Origin of the sequence: uncultured Mucilaginibacter sp. (genome assembly GCF_937859865.1) — a bacterium.
Taxonomy (GTDB): domain Bacteria; phylum Bacteroidota; class Bacteroidia; order Sphingobacteriales; family Sphingobacteriaceae; genus Mucilaginibacter_A.
In genome coordinates this window covers 1-15,184 of the sequence record NZ_CALMAT010000128.1, presented here as the reverse complement: position 1 = coordinate 15,184, position 15,184 = coordinate 1, and the positions used below count along the sequence as shown (strand labels likewise).

Sequence of the window (15,184 nt, the reverse complement as noted above, 5' to 3'; positions counted from 1 at the left end):
AAAAGTAAGCAGCGCGCCGCTGATGCAAAACCATTCGCGTTTGTTTTTTTGTCGAAAAAATTGGACAACGGCAATGTATAACAAGACCGACCAGGGAATAAATGCCCAAAGCAAGGTGTGAAAAAAGAATAACGGATCGCCTTTACCTTTGATCGGTCCGTTGTTGAAGAAACGGCCAAACTGGCTATCCCAAAAAAAGAATTTGATGCCGGAAACGTTGTGTTGATCAAAAACTAATTTCTCGGGATGCAAATCAAACTGCTGGTACAAACAATAAATTTCGGGTGCTAAAAACAGCATCACCAAAACGAAAGCCAGCAGCCAGCGCCAATGAAAAAGCTGTTTCCAGTTTTTGGTGAAGATAAATTGGCCGGCAAAAGCGCCAAAGATGGGGATCAGCGCAAAAATACCTTTCGTCATTACGGCACAAGCGGCAAAAACGCAAGCCAACAGCAAATGGCCAATACTGTTTTTATCGAGTGTTTTATAGAAATGATAAACCGAAGCGATGATCAAACCGGTTAAATAAGGTTCGGCGCGCACATCGTTGTTGGAAATAATGAGGTGTTCGGCTGTCAGAAAAATCAATACCGACCACAACGCGACTTCTTTGTTGTACAGCTTTTTGCAGAACAAATACGTGTAAACCGCGCCCATCAACACAAATAAAATGGCTGGCAATTTATAAGCCCAGGTTGTAAAACCGAACAAATTGAACGAGAAAGCCGTAACCCAAAACGGAAAATGCGGTTTGTCCAGCCAGTCCTTCCCTTCCGAAAACAGGTTAACGTAATCGTGCCGCTGCACCATTGTTTTAGCAATGCAGGCGTAAAGTGGGCCATCCAAACCCAAAATGGTAACAAACAAACCGCTAAAATTAAGCGCAACAGCGGCCGTAATAAAAAAATGCAGCCATTTGTAGGAATAATTAGAAGCGGATCGGTTCATGTCAGTTTAAGCCATACTGTTTTTACCGGCATTTATTTCAGGAAAACTTCCGTAGCGCCGTAACCAAATTTTTCTTTCCGCGCATCCATAAAAGTTTTTACCTGCGGATGTTTGCTTACCACTTTATGGATTTCGTGCCGCAAAATACCGTTGCCCACGCCATGGATAAAAACTACGGATGGCAACTGGTGCACAATGGCCGCGTCCAGCGTTTTTTGGAAACGTTCCAACTGCGTTTTGATGATATCGCTGCTGCTTAAAAACTGGTAATCTTCGCGCAGTTTTTCGATGTGCAGATCAATTTCTTTGGCCGGTTTCTCGACTACCTTTTTCTCCTCCGGCGATTTGAAAAAGCTTTCTTTCAGCTTTTGCGCATCCACTTTCACCTCCGCCGCATCCAACTGAAACTGCCAGCCCAACTGGTTTAAAACATGCACCGTTGTTTTTGATCCCGCAAAATCTTTCGCCTTAAAACGTTCCGAATAAACCAGCGGATCTAAAAATTCTGCTTTTTGTGTGCTGTGGTACAAAATCTGGAAAATAAATTTCGGCCAAATGGAAATATCCGGCAGCGCAGCCGAATAAACTTTTACCGACGTTTTTGGTGCAACAATCCCGGTAAATTCGCCTTTAAATTCCTGGTTTTTTTCGGTGTTAAAAGAAGCAAGCAGAGTATAAGAAGTGTTGTTGATGAAGTAAAACTGCACCACCGAAGTAACCTGTTTTTCGGGAACGGCAGCCAGATAAATGCCTTTTGCTGTAAATTCCTGCGGCGGTATTTCGGCAATTGCTTCCTGCGCTTTTGCCGCTGCTGCTGCTTCCCGGCCATGTACCGAAGTTACTTTGGATGCCAAAACCGGAATCTCAAAATCATCTTCCCCGGTAACGCCAATCGTTTGTTCGTCAATGATCCGCGTGATAAAACCTTCCCGTTTCTCTTCCACAAAACGCACAAAATCGCCCAATTTGAATTTCATAATCTTTAGTTCAGTTTATAAAAGTACGTTCTTTTTCAATTTCCGATTGCGTAAACACAAATTTAGCTTTAGCTGTAAATGTTTGATGTTTAGTTGGAATAAGGCAAGCGATTGCAAGTTTCTGTAAAAACCCGATCGTCCTGTCCAACAAAACCGCCTGTTTTTGCTTATAAGCTTACCGGCAGCAATGCTTCTTTTACCCATCAAAAATTATGTTGCACGTAAAATCTTTCCCCAACAACCCGTATTACGAAAACACGTATTTGCTATTTGACGATACGCTGGAATGTGTCATTATTGACCCCGGCATGTACAGCCGCGAAGAGCAAAACAAGGTTGCTTCTTTTATCACCGAAAATTTGCTGAAGCCTGTTTTACTGTTGAACACGCACTGCCACATTGACCATGTTTTGGGCAACAAGTTTGTTTTTGACCAATACGGGTTGAAGCCGCAATTTCACGAAGGCGAGCTGCCTTTGCTTTCGGCCGTGCCGGGTTATGCGCCGCAAATGGGCATCCGTTACGAACTTTCGCCTTTACCGGAAACGTTTTTGCCGGAAAGCGGAACCATAAAATTCGGACAAACCGAACTGGAACTGATCTTTGCGCCGGGCCATTCGCCCGCACATTTGTGTTTTTATTCGGCCAATAACCATGTTTTAATTGGTGGCGATGTTTTGTTCCGTGAAAGTATCGGCCGAACGGATTTGCCCGGCGGGAATACCGAACAACTCATCAAAAACATCCGCGAAAAACTGTTTGTTTTGCCCGACCAGGTTATCGTTTATCCCGGCCACGGCGAAGAAACTACTATCGGCTACGAAAAAGAATACAATCCTTTTCTTACCTAAGCGTTAAAATGTTGTTATAAAAGAAGCATCCCGAAAAATTGAATACCTCTGCATTTATAGCCAGGCGCTACCTTTTTTCTAAGAAATCTACCAATGCCATCAACATTATTTCGGGCATTTCTATGCTGGGCGTGCTGGTGGGCAGTGCCGCGCTGATTATTATCCTTTCGGTTTTTAATGGTTTTGAAACGCTAATCGTTTCTTTGTACAGCAGTTTTACGCCCGAATTGAAAGTGCTTCCGGCAAAAGGAAAAACTTTTGACCCGCAAACGTTGCATTTAGATAGTTTGCGCAAACTGCCCGATATGCTTTCGGTAACCGAAGTGCAGGAAGAAAAAGTGCTGCTGCGCTACGGCAAAAGTCAGTTTATCGGCACCGTAAAAGGCGTAAGCAACGATTTTTTAAAAAACCCGGCTTTAGACAGCACGTTGCAGGTTGGTTCTTTTACTTTGAAAGATGGAAACCGAAACCTGGCCGTCATTGGTTCATCGGTGCAAATCAGTCTGGGCATCAACGTAAAAGACCAAATGGCGCGGTTGCAGATTTATTCGCCACGGCACAAGCAGGTCAATTCTTTTAACCCTTTGGATGAGTTTGTGGTACGCAATATCGGTACTTCGGGCGTGTTTTCGGTGCAGCAGGATTTTGATAACATGGTGATCACGCCCATCAGTTTTACCCGCGATTTGCTGGACGAACCTGTGGAAATATCTTACCTCGAACTGAACTTAAAAGACGGCGCCAACATCAACCGGATACAGCAGCAATTGCAGGAAAAGTTCGGCAAAAATTATGTCGTAAAAAACCGTTACCAGCAAAATACATCGTTGTACAAGCTGCTCAATTCCGAAAAGTGGGCGGTTTTTTTAATCCTCACTTTTGTGCTGATCATCGCTATTTTTAACATCATCGGTTCTTTAACCATGCTGGTGATTGACAAGCGGAAAGACATTGCCATTTTAACCAGTCTGGGTGCCGATAAAAACCTGGTGCAGCGTGTTTTCTTTTTTGAAGGCATGCTGATTTCTTTGGTTGGCTGCGTGGTGGGCATGTTGCTTGGTTTAACCTTTTGCCTGCTGCAGCTCCATTTTGGCTGGGTAACGATGGGCGGCAATATTATGGTGCAGCCTTATCCGGTAACGTTAAAACTAAATGATTTTTTATTGGTGTTTCTCACCGTGATCGGAATATCAGTGATCGCTTCGGGCATTAGTGCGCGGTTAAGCGTACAAAAACTCGATGAAATTAATCAGGAACTGTAAATTAGCAGCATGAAAAAGACCATTTTCATTGCAGGTTTTTTGGGGATAATTGTTGTTTGTAGCTGCACCCGCCACAACCAGGCCGATATCAAAGTTTACAAAGGCTTGTACAGTTTTGGCCTGGAAGTAAAGTCTTTTAAAGAGTGCAGCACCGGCCGCGAATATTGGGTGAAAGACAGTTCGGGCAAATTGGAGCTGCAATATTCAAACATGAACTTTGAGAAACCTTACGAACCGGTTTATGTAGAAGTGGAAGCTTTAAAACGGCCATCCGGCGAAGAAGGCATTGGCGCAGAGTTTGACAGCACGATGGTAGTTACCAAAGTGCAAAAAATTACGCGAGAGATTCCGGAGGATATGTGCAATTAAGCATTGCCGGTTATAATTAACATTAGCCTTATGCAAAAAAACACCTGTAAAAGAAGCATCGTCCTGTTTTTACTGGTTGCTATATCGTTTTGCGGCAAAGCGCAATCTTTATCAGAAACCTCTAAAACAGGAAAAGGTAAAACCGTGATGTTGGATTCGTACTTCAACAACGAATTTATGAAGGATTCAACCGGCCGAAGCATATCTTTTCATTATAAATGGGAAGAAACGGACAATAACGGTTTCAGCCTTTTTAAAAGTGTTTTTAATAATCTAGGGCTAAAAACAGCAACGCTATATACTGCGCCAACAGCCGCCAATTTAAAAAGTTCGGCTATTTATTTGATTGTTGACCCGGATACGGAAAAAGAAACCGCGAATCCAAATTACGTAAACCAACAGGACGCGGCCGAAGTTGCGGCTTGGGTAAAAGCGGGCGGCGTTTTGGTTTTGATGGGAAACGATGCGGGAAACTGCGACCTGGAACATTTTAACATCCTGGCCGAAAAATTTGGCATCCATTTTAACGAAGACGTTTACAATAAAGTGATCGGTTCGCAAATTGAACTGGGCACTTTGCGGGTTCCTTCCACCGATCCGATTTTTAAAACCGCAAAGAAAATTTACCTTAAAGATATTTCCACTTTCAAAATAAGCCTGCCAGCGCATGCTTCTTTTACCGATAAAAATTCGGTGTTAATGGCAACTGCAAAATATGGCAAGGGAACGGTTTTTGCCGTTGGCGATCCGTGGTTTTACAATGAATATGTAAACGGGCGAAACCTGCCGCCGGATTACGATAACCTTAAAGCCTGCAACGATCTGGTAAGCTGGCTGGTTCAGCAAATCCCGGCTAAGTAAAAGTGTTTTAAACAGATGCTTCTTTTACCGGTGTTTTTTTATCGGCACCAATTTTATGCCGGTAAAAGAAGCATCGGCCAAAAAGCATTTGGTAAGTATTGATTTTGATCCTGTTTAAAAAAATGATACTTTTCAAAGCTCAACCAAAACCCAGCTATGATTTTATCAAAATCCACTTTAAAAGATATTCCATATCTTGAAGTCATTGTTCCGGAAGAATCAATTTTTAACCTTCCGGAGAAAGTATTGCAGTTTGGGACAGGTGTTTTGCTGCGCGGATTGCCCGATTATTTTATAGATAAAGCCAACCGGCAGGGTTTGTTTAACGGCCGCGTGGTCGTAGTTAAATCAACCACAACAGGCGGCGCTTCCGAATTCGATGAGCAGGACAGTTTATATACGTTGTGCATAAAAGGCATCGAAAACGGACAAAAAACAGAAGAAAACATCATTTGCTCTGCCATTAGCCGGGTTTTAACTGCAGGAAGCGGTTGGCACGAAATCCTGAAATGCGCACACAACCCAGAGATGAAAATCATCATTTCCAATACGACCGAAGTTGGAATTCAATTGGTGAAAGAAAGTATTGAAGCCAGTCCGCCAACTTCTTTTCCCGGTAAATTATTGGCGTTTTTGGTAGAAAGATTTAAAGCTTTTAACGGAAGTGAAGCAAGCGGGATGGTGATTGTACCTACCGAATTAATAGTTGGAAACGGTGATAAACTAAAAGCAATCGTGTTGGAATTGGCAGCTTTTAACCAGTTGGATGCTGCATTTATCAACTGGCTGGAAAAAAGTAATTCTTTCTGTAATTCGCTGGTTGACCGTATTGTTCCCGGAAAGCCGGATGCTGAGACCGTTGCTGCTTATCAGGAAAAAGCCGGTTACGAAGATCAATTGCTTACCATTTCCGAAGTTTACCGTTTGTGGGCAATACAAGGCGATGAAAAAGTAAAATCGGTTTTAAGTTTTGCCGAAGCTGATCCGGGCGTAATCATTGCAGCGAATATTGAAATCTACCGCGAATTAAAGTTAAGGATGCTGAACGGCACGCATACGTTAAGCTGCGGGCTGGCTTTTTTGGCCGGTTTTGATACGGTAAAAGAAGCAATGGACAATGCCCTGTTCTCAGGTTTTGTAAGCGGGTTGATGAAGGAAGAAATTGCATCGGCCATTCCGTATAAAGTAAGCAAACAGCAAACAGACGAATTTGCGGCACAAGTGCTTGACCGTTTTCGCAACCCGCACATCAAACATCAATGGATTGCCATCACGGTACAATATTCGGCCAAATTAAAAATGCGCGTGGTGCCGGTTTTGCTCAATCATTACCAGAAATCGGAAAAAGTGCCGGCCCGAATTGCTTTGGGTTTTGCGGCTTATCTGCGTTTTATACAGATTGAAAAAGAACAGGGCGGAAAATATTTTGGAGAAGCAAACGGAGAAAGCTATCCGATAAACGATGACCTGGCACACTATTTTTATGGCATTAAAAACAGCATTCCGGCTGATATTTTTACTTATACCATCTTAAATAATACGGAACTTTGGGGAACCGATTTGACTTTATTGCCCGGTTTCCTTTCAGCGGTACAGCAATTTTATACGGTTATTGCCAGCGAAGGGGCTTTAAAGGCAATTGACGGGTTATCTACCGCTAAATAATAATTTAAAAAACATGAAGCAGCAGGTTTTAAAAGTACATCCTAACGATAACGTGATCGTGGCCTTAACCGATTTGCCGCAAGGTTCAATGGTTACTTACGATAATCAGCAATACACTTTACAGGATAATGTGCAGGCCAAACACAAATTTGCTGCACAGGATTTTGAAATAGATGCAGACATTATGATGTACGGCGTTTTGGTAGGAAAAGCGCAAAGTTTTATTCCGAAAGGTGCTTTGCTGACCACCAAAAACATCCATCATGCCGCCAATGATTTTTTTATAGGTGAGCGGCACACCGAATGGCACAAACCGGATATCAGCAAATTTGCCAACCGTACTTTTTACGGTTTCCCACGATCTGATGGCAGCGTAGGAACTGCAAATTATTGGCTGGTGATCCCAATGGTTTTTTGTGAAAACCGGAATTTGGAGGTTTTAGAAGAAGCTTTAATCAAACCTTTGGGTTACGGTCGGAATCGCATTTACGCCAATCAGGCGCAGGAACTGATTAAGATGTATAAGTCAGGCAGCGATGTCAGCCAAATTTTAAACGCAGAAATGCCTTATACCGAATTGGCACCAAAACAAGACCGCTTGTTTCCCAACGTTGATGGTATTAAATTTTTGGTCCATAACGGCGGTTGTGGCGGCACGCGCCAGGATGCGCAGGCACTTTGCGGGTTGCTGGCCGGTTACATTACGCATCCAAACGTTGCCGGCGCTACGGTTTTAAGTTTAGGTTGCCAGAACGCACAGGTTTCGATCTTGGAAGAAGAGATAAAAAAGCGTTCGCCCTTATTTGACAAACCTTATTTTGTATTAGAGCAGCAAAAAGTTGGAACCGAAGCCGAACTACTTTCGCTGGCCATTAAGCAAACTTTTGCCGGACTGGTTTTGGCCGATAAAAACAGGCGTCAACCCGCACCAATCAGTAAAATTTGTATCGGTTTGGAGTGCGGCGGTTCGGATGGTTTTTCGGGAATTTCTGCCAATCCGGCTATCGGTTATACTTCTGATTTGCTGGTTGCTGCCGGTGGTTCAGTTATTTTGGCCGAATTTCCGGAGTTGTGCGGTGTGGAGCAAAACATGAGCGACCGTTGCGTGGACACTGCAAATGCCGAACGTTTTTCGCATTTGATGCGCACTTACAACGAACGTGCAAAAGCGGTAGGTTCCGGTTTCGATATGAACCCTTCGCCCGGAAACATCAAAGACGGATTGATTACTGATGCGATCAAATCGGCAGGCGCGGCCAAAAAAGGCGGGACATCGCCGGTTGTAGAAGTGCTGGATTATCCCGAAAAAGTAACTAAACCTGGTTTAAACTTGCTGTGTACACCAGGGAACGATGTAGAATCAACCACGGCGGAAGTGGCCTCGGGTGCCAACGTAGTTTTGTTTACAACCGGTTTAGGTACGCCAACAGGAAATCCCGTTACGCCTGTGGTTAAAATTGCTAGCAATACCAAGTTGTACAATAAGATGCGCGATATTATTGATATCAATACCGGAACTGTGATTGAAGGCGAAGAAACCATTGAGCAAGCCGGCGAACGAATTTTGGATTACGTCATCCGCGTGGCCAGCGGAGAAATTGAAGTAAGTGCCGTGCGCCACGGGCAGGACGATTTTATTCCATGGAAGCGGGGCGTTTCGCTGTAAGCCAATGCTTCTTTTATCACCTAAAAATTGAGCTGCCAACCATCAGCCTAAAACCAAATTGAATGAAACCATTTTTAGACGAAAACTTTTTGCTGCAAACACCAACGGCAGAGAAGTTATACCACGATTTCGCGGAGAAGCTACCGATTATAGATTACCATAATCATTTGCCGCCCGATCAAATTGCCGGGAATAGCAACTTTAAAAATTTAACGCAGGTTTGGCTGTACGGCGATCATTACAAATGGCGGGCGATGCGTACCAATGGCATCAACGAAGATTACATTACCGGCAGCAAAAGCGATTTCGAGAAGTTTGAAAAATGGGCCGAAACCGTGCCTTACACCATGCGCAACCCGCTGTACCACTGGACGCATTTAGAACTGCAACGGTATTTTGGCATTACCAATTTATTATCGGTAAAAACAGCATCCGGCATTTACGATGAAGCGAGTGCAAAATTGCAAACACCAGAATATTCGGTACAGGGCTTATTGCAAAAGATGAACGTGGAAACGGTTTGCACCACTGATGACCCGCTGGATAATTTGCAGTTCCATCAGCAATTAAAAAAAGAAGGCGGAACGGTTAAAATGCTGCCTGCTTTTCGACCCGATAAAGCGATGAACCCGGATGATTTGGAAGTTTTAAACGCCTACATGGATAAACTGGAAACGGTTGCCGAAGTTTCCATTCGGGATTACGATGCTTACCTGTTGGCTCTAAAATCCCGTCATGATTATTTTGCGGCAAACGGCTGCTCGGTTTCCGATCATGGCTTGGAACAGATTTACGCCGAAGATTATACGGAAGAAGAAATCCGAAACATTTTCCAAAAAATACGTGCTAAAAGAAGCATCAGTCAAGAAGAAAACCTCAAATTCAAATCTGCCTTGCTTTTTCAGTTTGCTATTTGGGACCACGAAAAAGGCTGGGTGCAGCAATACCATTTGGGCGCGTTACGGAACAACAACGCGCGGATGCTGAAACAGTTAGGGCCGGACACAGGCTGGGATTCCATCGGCGATTTTAGTCAGGGGCGGCAGCTTTCTAAGTTTTTAAATCGTCTGGATTCGGAAGACCGATTGGCAAAAACCATCATTTATAATTTAAATCCGGCTGACAACGAGTTGATTGCGACGATGATTGGCAATTATAACGACGGTTCGGTTGCCGGAAAAGTGCAGTTTGGTTCGGCCTGGTGGTTTTTAGACCAGAAAGACGGCATGACAAAGCAAATCAACGCGCTATCCAACATGGGTTTGCTGAGCAAGTTTGTAGGTATGCTGACTGATTCGCGCAGCTTTTTATCTTTCCCACGGCACGAATATTTCCGGAGGTTGTTGTGCAATTTATTTGGCGAAGATGTAGAAAACGGCGAACTGCCAAACGATTTGGAGTGGATTGGCAAGATTGTAAGTGATATTTGCTACTACAACGCCAAAAACTATTTCAACTTTAAATAATGGGCAAAATATTAAGTTTTGGCGAGTTGCTGCTGCGGATTTGCCCGGATATGGAAGGAAACTGGCTTCGACAAAATTCATTGCCTTTTTACATCGGCGGCGCGGAATTGAACGTTACAACTGCGCTGGCACTTTGGGGTTTGCCTTCGGCTTATCTCACTGCTTTGCCCGAAAATATGTTGTCGGAGCAGATCATTCAATATCTGCAAGAAAAAAAAATTGATACTTCTGCCGTGGTTTTTCAAGGAAACCGAATTGGAACATATTATCTTCCGAAAGGAAAAGACCTGAAAAATGCCGGTGTAATTTATGACCGGAACTATTCGTCTTTTGCAGAACTTCAACCCAAAACCATTGATTGGAATGCTGTTTTTAGCGGTGTTTCCTGGTTTCATTTTAGTGCGATTTGTCCAGCCATCAACCAAACCATAGCAGCTATTTGTGAAGAAGCTTTAAAGGCAGCTTCCGAAAAAAATATTTTCATTTCTTTAGATTTGAACTACCGCGCCAAATTGTGGAAATACGGCAAGCAGCCCATCGAAATTATGCCAAAACTGGCGCAGTATTGCGATTTGGTTATGGGCAATATTTGGGCGGCCAACCAAATGTTGGGGACGGAATTGGACAACCATCTTTTGCAAACGGAAACCAAAGAAAGCTACATCATCCATGCTACTAAAACTTCCGAAGCTATTATCAAAGCTTATCCAAAATGTAAATATGTGGCCAATACTTTTCGTTTTGGCGAAATTGGGATTGAATATTATACTACTGTTTTTACCGGTGGAAAATTGGAAGTGTCGGAGGAGTATCAAGCCGAAAAAATTGTAGATAAAGTGGGCAGCGGTGATTGTTTTATGGCTGGTTTAATTTACGGTTTGTACAAAAAACTACCGGTAAAAGAAGCATTGGAATTTGCAACGGCCGCGGCATTCGGCAAATTATTTATAGAAAGCGATGCGACAAACATGACTGTGGAAGCAATAAAAAGAACGATCAAAAATGGGCAGTAAAAAAGAGCATTCGTTAAACCAGATATTGGAACAAGGCACTTTGCCGCTGTTTTTTTACAAAGATGCGGAAGTAAGTTTAGCAATCACCCGGACGATTTATAAAGCTGGTGTCCGCGTGTTTGAATACACCAACCGTGGGCCGGAAGCTTTGGAGAATTTTAAGTTGCTGCGGAAAACTGCCAACGAGGAAATGCCGGATCTGGAATTAGGCATCGGCACAATTAAGTCGGTAAAAGAAGCACAGGATTTTTTGGCGGCCGGGGCAGATTTTTTGGTTAGCCCGATTGTAAACCCAAAGGTTGGCCAACTGGCTTTGGAAGCAGGTATGCTTTGGGTTCCGGGCTGCATGACGCCGACTGAAATCTTTACGGCGCAGGAAAACCAGGCCGCTTTGATCAAACTTTTCCCGGCCAATATTTTGGGCGAAGCTTTTTTAACTTCGATCAAAGAACTGTTTCCCGGCCAGCTTTTTATCCCAACCGGCGGCGTCGAATTAAACAAAGAAAATATCAGCGGCTGGTTTAAGGCTGGTGTAGGCGCGGTTGGTTTGGGCAGCAAGCTCATCAGCAAAAAAATGATGGAAGAAAAGCTTTACGATGAACTATTTTATGCCACAAAAGAAGCGCACGAACTGGTAAAAAGTTGCCGGTCAATTTAAAACAAAAACGATATGAAAACAGGTAGATACAGGTGGACGATTTGTGCCTTGTTGTTTTTTGCAACTACCATCAATTACTTAGACCGGCAGGTTTTAAGCCTGCTTTCGGGCAAACTGGAAGCAGAATTTGGCTGGACAAACACTGATTATGCCAATATTACGGCTGCGTTTCAGTTTATTTATGCCATCTCCATGCTTTTTGCCGGCCGTTTAATTGATAAGCTTGGCACAAAATGGGGCTACGCACTTGCCATCGTCATTTGGTCTTTTGGTGCTATTTTGCATGCCAGAGCTATCCCGATTGGCGGTGCCATAGCTTCTATTTTTGCATTGGTTGGCATTACAGGCTTATCTGTATCTGTACTTGGGTTTATTTTTTCGAGGGCAGTTTTAGGTTTTGGCGAATCAGGAAATTTTCCTGCCGCTATTAAAGCAACGGCCGAATATTTCCCGAAACAGGAACGTTCATTCGCTACCGGCATTTTTAATTCGGGCGCAAACGTTGGCGCTATCCTCGCACCGGCAACCGTGCCTTATATTGCTGCGGCTTGGGGCTGGGAAACTGCCTTTTTAATTATCGGCGGAGCAGGTTTTTTATGGCTGATCTTTTGGTTTATTTTTTACGATAAGCCCGAACAGCAAAAACGTTTGACCAAAAACGAACTGGAATACATTTTACTCGATCCGGATGAAAAAGCAATCGTTCCAAGCGAATCTGAAACCGAAGCAAAAAAAGTTTCCTGGTTCAGGTTGTTCGGCTACAAACAAACCTGGGCTTTTACCATCGGCAAATTTATGACGGACGGCGTTTGGTGGTTTTTCCTGTTTTGGCTGCCTTCTTATTTAAAAGCACAATACGGCATGGAAGGCACTTCGATTTCTTTTCCCTTGTTTATTTTGTACAGCATGACCATGTTTGGGAGCATTGGCGGCGGTTGGTTTCCGGCTTATTTCTTAAAAAGAGGTTACAATGCCTACGAAGGCCGCATGAAAGCCATGATGCTGATCGCTCTATTTCCGTTGGTGATTTTGCTGGCCCAGCCGCTTGGGCATTATACGTATTGGGTGCCGGTAGTTTTAATTGGTATCGGCGCATCGGCGCATCAGGCCTGGTCTGCAAATATTTTCACCACCGTTTCTGATATGTTCCCTAAAAAAGCCATTGGCTCGATCATCGGCATTGGTGGTATGGCCGGAGGAATTGGCGGCGTGATCGTGTCAAAAGTTGGCGGCGCGCTTTTCGATCATTACAAAGCATTGGGCCATATCCAAACTGGTTATACCATTATGTTTACTTATTGCGCTATTGCTTATATTATTGCCTGGACAATTATGAAAACACTGGTTCCACGGTTTAGGCCAATCACAGATATTTAAAACACGTGTCCAAATTTATCCTTATAAAAGAAGCATCAGCTAAAGTACTTTTATCCATAACACGAACAACATGAATTTTAAAGATCAGTTGGATGCGATTTTTGTAGAAGAAAGCCAAATACCGCAAGAATTTCTTTTACCGGAACAGATCATCCAACGCGAATATCTCTCCAACGGAGAAATGAAACAGTGGGACGGCGAATTGAGCGAAGTTTCTTCGCCGGTTTGCAGATGCCAGCGAAATTGCTGCTTTAATTGATCCTTTTGTCAACTTGGTTAGCCGTGTCAACATCAACTGCCAGTGCCAGCGCGGCCCGGATATGTTCCCTTTTACCGGCAGAAAAGACAGTGCCGAAGGAACGTTGTCAGTGGTTGATGCGCTGCGTGCATTTTCAATCCGTTCTTTGGTTGCCACCAAACTAAACGACAGCAACAAAAAGCTGATTAACGAAATTGTAAACAATAACGAATCCAACTTTTTAAGTACGAAGTTTATTTTTTAGGCGGTAAAAGAAGCATGGTAAGGAAGCCTTTGTCATTTCTATCCAAAGGGAGCAATCTTCTTTCAACAACAAAAATCAGGTGGTAAAAGAAGCATGGTATTAATCGTTTTGAAGAAGATTTCTCCCTTTGGATAGAAATGACAAAAAAGATGAAACGCCATTAAAATCTACCGCAGGCCTAATTTCCCGAAAAAATAAGGCACCACTTCCGGATATAAAATTATGGTGATAAAAACACCATTTAGCGCACCATAAAAGTGCGCATCGTGGTTGATGGTATCAGCTTGCTGGCGGCCGGCGTAAACACAATACACCAGATACAAAACACCAAACAAAATTGCCGGAATCGGAATCGGCAGCGGCAGGATCATCATTTTCGTCATTGGATCGAACAAAATAAAACTGAAAACTACAGCCGAAACCGCACCGGAAGCGCCCAAAGTCCGGTACCAAAAATCGTCTTTGTGTTTTAAAACGGTTGGAATATCGCTCAAAACCAAACTCACTAAATACAAAACGGCAAACTGCCAATGGCCGATAATTCGCTCTAAATTAAAAGCAAAAAAGTAGTACGAAAGCATGTTGAAAAACAAATGCATCCAGTCCTTATGGATCAAACCGCTGGTTAAAAGCGTGTAAACGTTTTGTTTGCGATAAACTTCGTGCGGATTTAAAATCAGCCTTTCGTAAACCTGCGGGTTAGAAAAAGCCAGCAAACTGGTTAAAATGGTAACCACAAAAATAGCCGAAGCGACTGGTGTTGTATAAAAATATTCGAGCATGTTAGTTTAAATTTAATTTGATTGGAGCAATGATCCGGCCAATGGGATAACGTAAATAAGTTGGCTCAAAGTAAGGGGAATTTTTGTAAACGAAGTTGAGCTGTGCTTCCGCACTTTTGGCCAGTTCCGGGTCTTTAGCTTTTTCGGCTTCTAATTGCTGCTTTAATTGCGGGTTTTTCTTCAACAAATCTGCCGCCACATCTTCGAAAACATAATCCGAAAAATGTTCTTTTTGCCCCAAAATCGAATCAAAAAAGTTCCAGGCAAAAAACGAATCCACGCCTTGCGGTTCCAGCGTTTCTACAATATAGCGGTTCAGCGGCTGGTCGCAATATACTACCACATCGCCCTGATAAAATTTTACCGATGCTTCTTTTACCGATACTTTTTCATTGTTGTGCAGGTAATGCCCTTCAAACGGACGGGCAGGCGTTTTATAATCTGTTATCATATAAGTTTGGACCGTTAAAGTCGTATCTGTTTTAAGCCGATGGGTTTTTACGCCGTTTCGTTCCATCAAATCAATCACTTTTCCCCAAGCTTGCGGAATGATGTAAGCCAGTGGTTTATCTGCAAAAACCGTGGCTTTATAAGTATTGTAATAGCGGATTTTTTTGGTGAAAGGCTTGCTGCGGTCGTAATAAAGGCGCGGCAAACCACTAACTTCACTTGGTTTGTAACTGGCGGTAAAACTTTTAAAAGCGATGGTATCGAAATGGTTTTTGTCCAGTTCCCAATCCAAAGCAAAGGTTTTTTGCGTTTTGGTTTCTTCGTCGGCCTGCAACT

15 protein-coding genes and 2 pseudogenes are annotated in these 15,184 nt (G+C 43.3%); 12 read left to right on the top strand and 5 right to left on the bottom strand.

Annotated elements, in window-relative coordinates:
- Both Q0192_RS13895 and Q0192_RS13890 read right to left on the bottom strand, forming a co-directional pair.
- On the bottom strand, window positions 1–948 hold a 948-nt coding region (locus Q0192_RS13895), incomplete at its 3' end, for a glycosyltransferase family 39 protein (protein WP_299290120.1).
- A 32-nt stretch (window positions 949–980) separates the two neighbouring features.
- On the bottom strand, window positions 981–1,925 hold the full coding sequence (locus tag Q0192_RS13890; protein ID WP_299290118.1) for a Smr/MutS family protein: 945 nt from the start codon (window positions 1,923–1,925) through the stop codon (window positions 981–983).
- A gap of 212 nt (window positions 1,926–2,137) precedes the next feature.
- Between Q0192_RS13890 and Q0192_RS13885 the strand changes: the two genes are divergently transcribed.
- The 4 genes from Q0192_RS13885 to Q0192_RS13870 are packed head-to-tail and all read left to right on the top strand — an operon-like array spanning window position 2,138 to window position 5,268.
- A complete protein-coding gene (locus tag Q0192_RS13885) occupies window positions 2,138–2,776 on the top strand; it encodes an MBL fold metallo-hydrolase (RefSeq protein WP_299290116.1) in 639 nt (212 codons plus the stop codon).
- Between the two features lie 38 nt (window positions 2,777–2,814).
- Window positions 2,815–4,038, top strand: coding sequence for an ABC transporter permease (locus tag Q0192_RS13880; RefSeq protein WP_299290114.1), 1,224 nt, complete (start codon window positions 2,815–2,817; stop codon window positions 4,036–4,038).
- Between the two features lie 9 nt (window positions 4,039–4,047).
- On the top strand, window positions 4,048–4,407 hold the full coding sequence (locus Q0192_RS13875; RefSeq protein ID WP_299290112.1) for a hypothetical protein: 360 nt from the start codon (window positions 4,048–4,050) through the stop codon (window positions 4,405–4,407).
- A 30-nt stretch (window positions 4,408–4,437) separates the two neighbouring features.
- Window positions 4,438–5,268, top strand: coding sequence for a DUF4350 domain-containing protein (locus Q0192_RS13870; protein WP_299290109.1), 831 nt, complete (start codon window positions 4,438–4,440; stop codon window positions 5,266–5,268).
- Window positions 5,269–5,275: 7 nt separating this feature from the next.
- Here the strand turns inward: Q0192_RS13870 and Q0192_RS13865 are convergent, their stop codons facing one another.
- Complete coding sequence (locus Q0192_RS13865) at window positions 5,276–5,404, bottom strand: hypothetical protein (protein ID WP_299290107.1); 129 nt, start codon at window positions 5,402–5,404, stop codon at window positions 5,276–5,278.
- 20 nt (window positions 5,405–5,424) lie between these two features.
- Here Q0192_RS13865 and Q0192_RS13860 point away from each other — a divergent pair, with 20 nt between their 5' ends.
- The 8 genes and pseudogenes from Q0192_RS13860 to Q0192_RS13825 all read left to right on the top strand — a co-directional run.
- Window positions 5,425–6,933: a tagaturonate reductase gene (locus tag Q0192_RS13860; RefSeq protein WP_299290105.1), complete on the top strand. Its 1,509-nt coding sequence runs from the start codon at window positions 5,425–5,427 to the stop codon at window positions 6,931–6,933.
- Between the two features lie 13 nt (window positions 6,934–6,946).
- On the top strand, window positions 6,947–8,599 hold the full coding sequence (locus Q0192_RS13855) for an altronate dehydratase family protein (RefSeq protein WP_299290103.1): 1,653 nt from the start codon (window positions 6,947–6,949) through the stop codon (window positions 8,597–8,599).
- 62 nt (window positions 8,600–8,661) lie between these two features.
- Window positions 8,662–10,065, top strand: a complete 1,404-nt coding sequence (gene uxaC, locus Q0192_RS13850; protein ID WP_299290101.1) for a glucuronate isomerase — start codon at window positions 8,662–8,664, stop codon at window positions 10,063–10,065.
- Entirely contained in the window at window positions 10,065–11,078 is a 1,014-nt protein-coding gene (locus tag Q0192_RS13845) for a sugar kinase (protein WP_299290099.1), read from the top strand. Before uxaC ends, Q0192_RS13845 begins: the two co-directional genes overlap by 1 nt.
- Window positions 11,068–11,736, top strand: a complete 669-nt coding sequence (locus Q0192_RS13840) for a bifunctional 4-hydroxy-2-oxoglutarate aldolase/2-dehydro-3-deoxy-phosphogluconate aldolase (RefSeq protein WP_299290097.1) — start codon at window positions 11,068–11,070, stop codon at window positions 11,734–11,736. The genes Q0192_RS13845 and Q0192_RS13840 overlap by 11 nt, the downstream gene beginning before the upstream one ends.
- Window positions 11,737–11,748: 12 nt before the next feature.
- On the top strand, window positions 11,749–13,113 hold the full coding sequence (locus tag Q0192_RS13835) for an MFS transporter (RefSeq protein WP_299290095.1): 1,365 nt from the start codon (window positions 11,749–11,751) through the stop codon (window positions 13,111–13,113).
- A 70-nt stretch (window positions 13,114–13,183) separates the two neighbouring features.
- Window positions 13,184–13,372: a hypothetical protein gene (locus tag Q0192_RS13830; protein ID WP_299290093.1), complete on the top strand. Its 189-nt coding sequence runs from the start codon at window positions 13,184–13,186 to the stop codon at window positions 13,370–13,372.
- Window positions 13,344–13,616: pseudogene (locus tag Q0192_RS13825) on the top strand (NADP-dependent glyceraldehyde-3-phosphate dehydrogenase); the annotation flags it as partial. The gene Q0192_RS13830 and the pseudogene Q0192_RS13825, both read left to right, overlap by 29 nt.
- A 167-nt stretch (window positions 13,617–13,783) precedes the next feature.
- On the opposite strand, the gene Q0192_RS13820 reads toward Q0192_RS13825, so the two are convergent.
- Window positions 13,784–14,398: a rhomboid family intramembrane serine protease gene (locus tag Q0192_RS13820; RefSeq protein WP_299290089.1), complete on the bottom strand. Its 615-nt coding sequence runs from the start codon at window positions 14,396–14,398 to the stop codon at window positions 13,784–13,786.
- A gap of 1 nt (window position 14,399) precedes the next feature.
- Window positions 14,400–15,184, bottom strand: a pseudogene (locus Q0192_RS13815) (hypothetical protein); the annotation flags it as partial.

Excerpts from the sequence above, each read along its gene's own strand:
- Q0192_RS13890 (WP_299290118.1), bottom strand. The coding sequence starts at position 1,925 with ATGAAATTCAAATTGGGCGATTTTGTGCGTTTTGTGGAAGAGAAACGG.
- Q0192_RS13885 (WP_299290116.1), top strand. The coding sequence starts at position 2,138 with ATGTTGCACGTAAAATCTTTCCCCAACAACCCGTATTACGAAAACACG.
- Q0192_RS13875 (WP_299290112.1), top strand. The coding sequence starts at position 4,048 with ATGAAAAAGACCATTTTCATTGCAGGTTTTTTGGGGATAATTGTTGTT.
- Q0192_RS13870 (WP_299290109.1), top strand. The coding sequence starts at position 4,438 with ATGCAAAAAAACACCTGTAAAAGAAGCATCGTCCTGTTTTTACTGGTT.
- Q0192_RS13860 (WP_299290105.1), top strand. The coding sequence starts at position 5,425 with ATGATTTTATCAAAATCCACTTTAAAAGATATTCCATATCTTGAAGTC.
- Q0192_RS13855 (WP_299290103.1), top strand. The coding sequence starts at position 6,947 with ATGAAGCAGCAGGTTTTAAAAGTACATCCTAACGATAACGTGATCGTG.
- uxaC (WP_299290101.1), top strand. The coding sequence starts at position 8,662 with ATGAAACCATTTTTAGACGAAAACTTTTTGCTGCAAACACCAACGGCA.
- Q0192_RS13845 (WP_299290099.1), top strand. The coding sequence starts at position 10,065 with ATGGGCAAAATATTAAGTTTTGGCGAGTTGCTGCTGCGGATTTGCCCG.
- Q0192_RS13840 (WP_299290097.1), top strand. The coding sequence starts at position 11,068 with ATGGGCAGTAAAAAAGAGCATTCGTTAAACCAGATATTGGAACAAGGC.
- Q0192_RS13835 (WP_299290095.1), top strand. The coding sequence starts at position 11,749 with ATGAAAACAGGTAGATACAGGTGGACGATTTGTGCCTTGTTGTTTTTT.
- Q0192_RS13830 (WP_299290093.1), top strand. The coding sequence starts at position 13,184 with ATGAATTTTAAAGATCAGTTGGATGCGATTTTTGTAGAAGAAAGCCAA.
- Q0192_RS13820 (WP_299290089.1), bottom strand. The coding sequence starts at position 14,398 with ATGCTCGAATATTTTTATACAACACCAGTCGCTTCGGCTATTTTTGTG.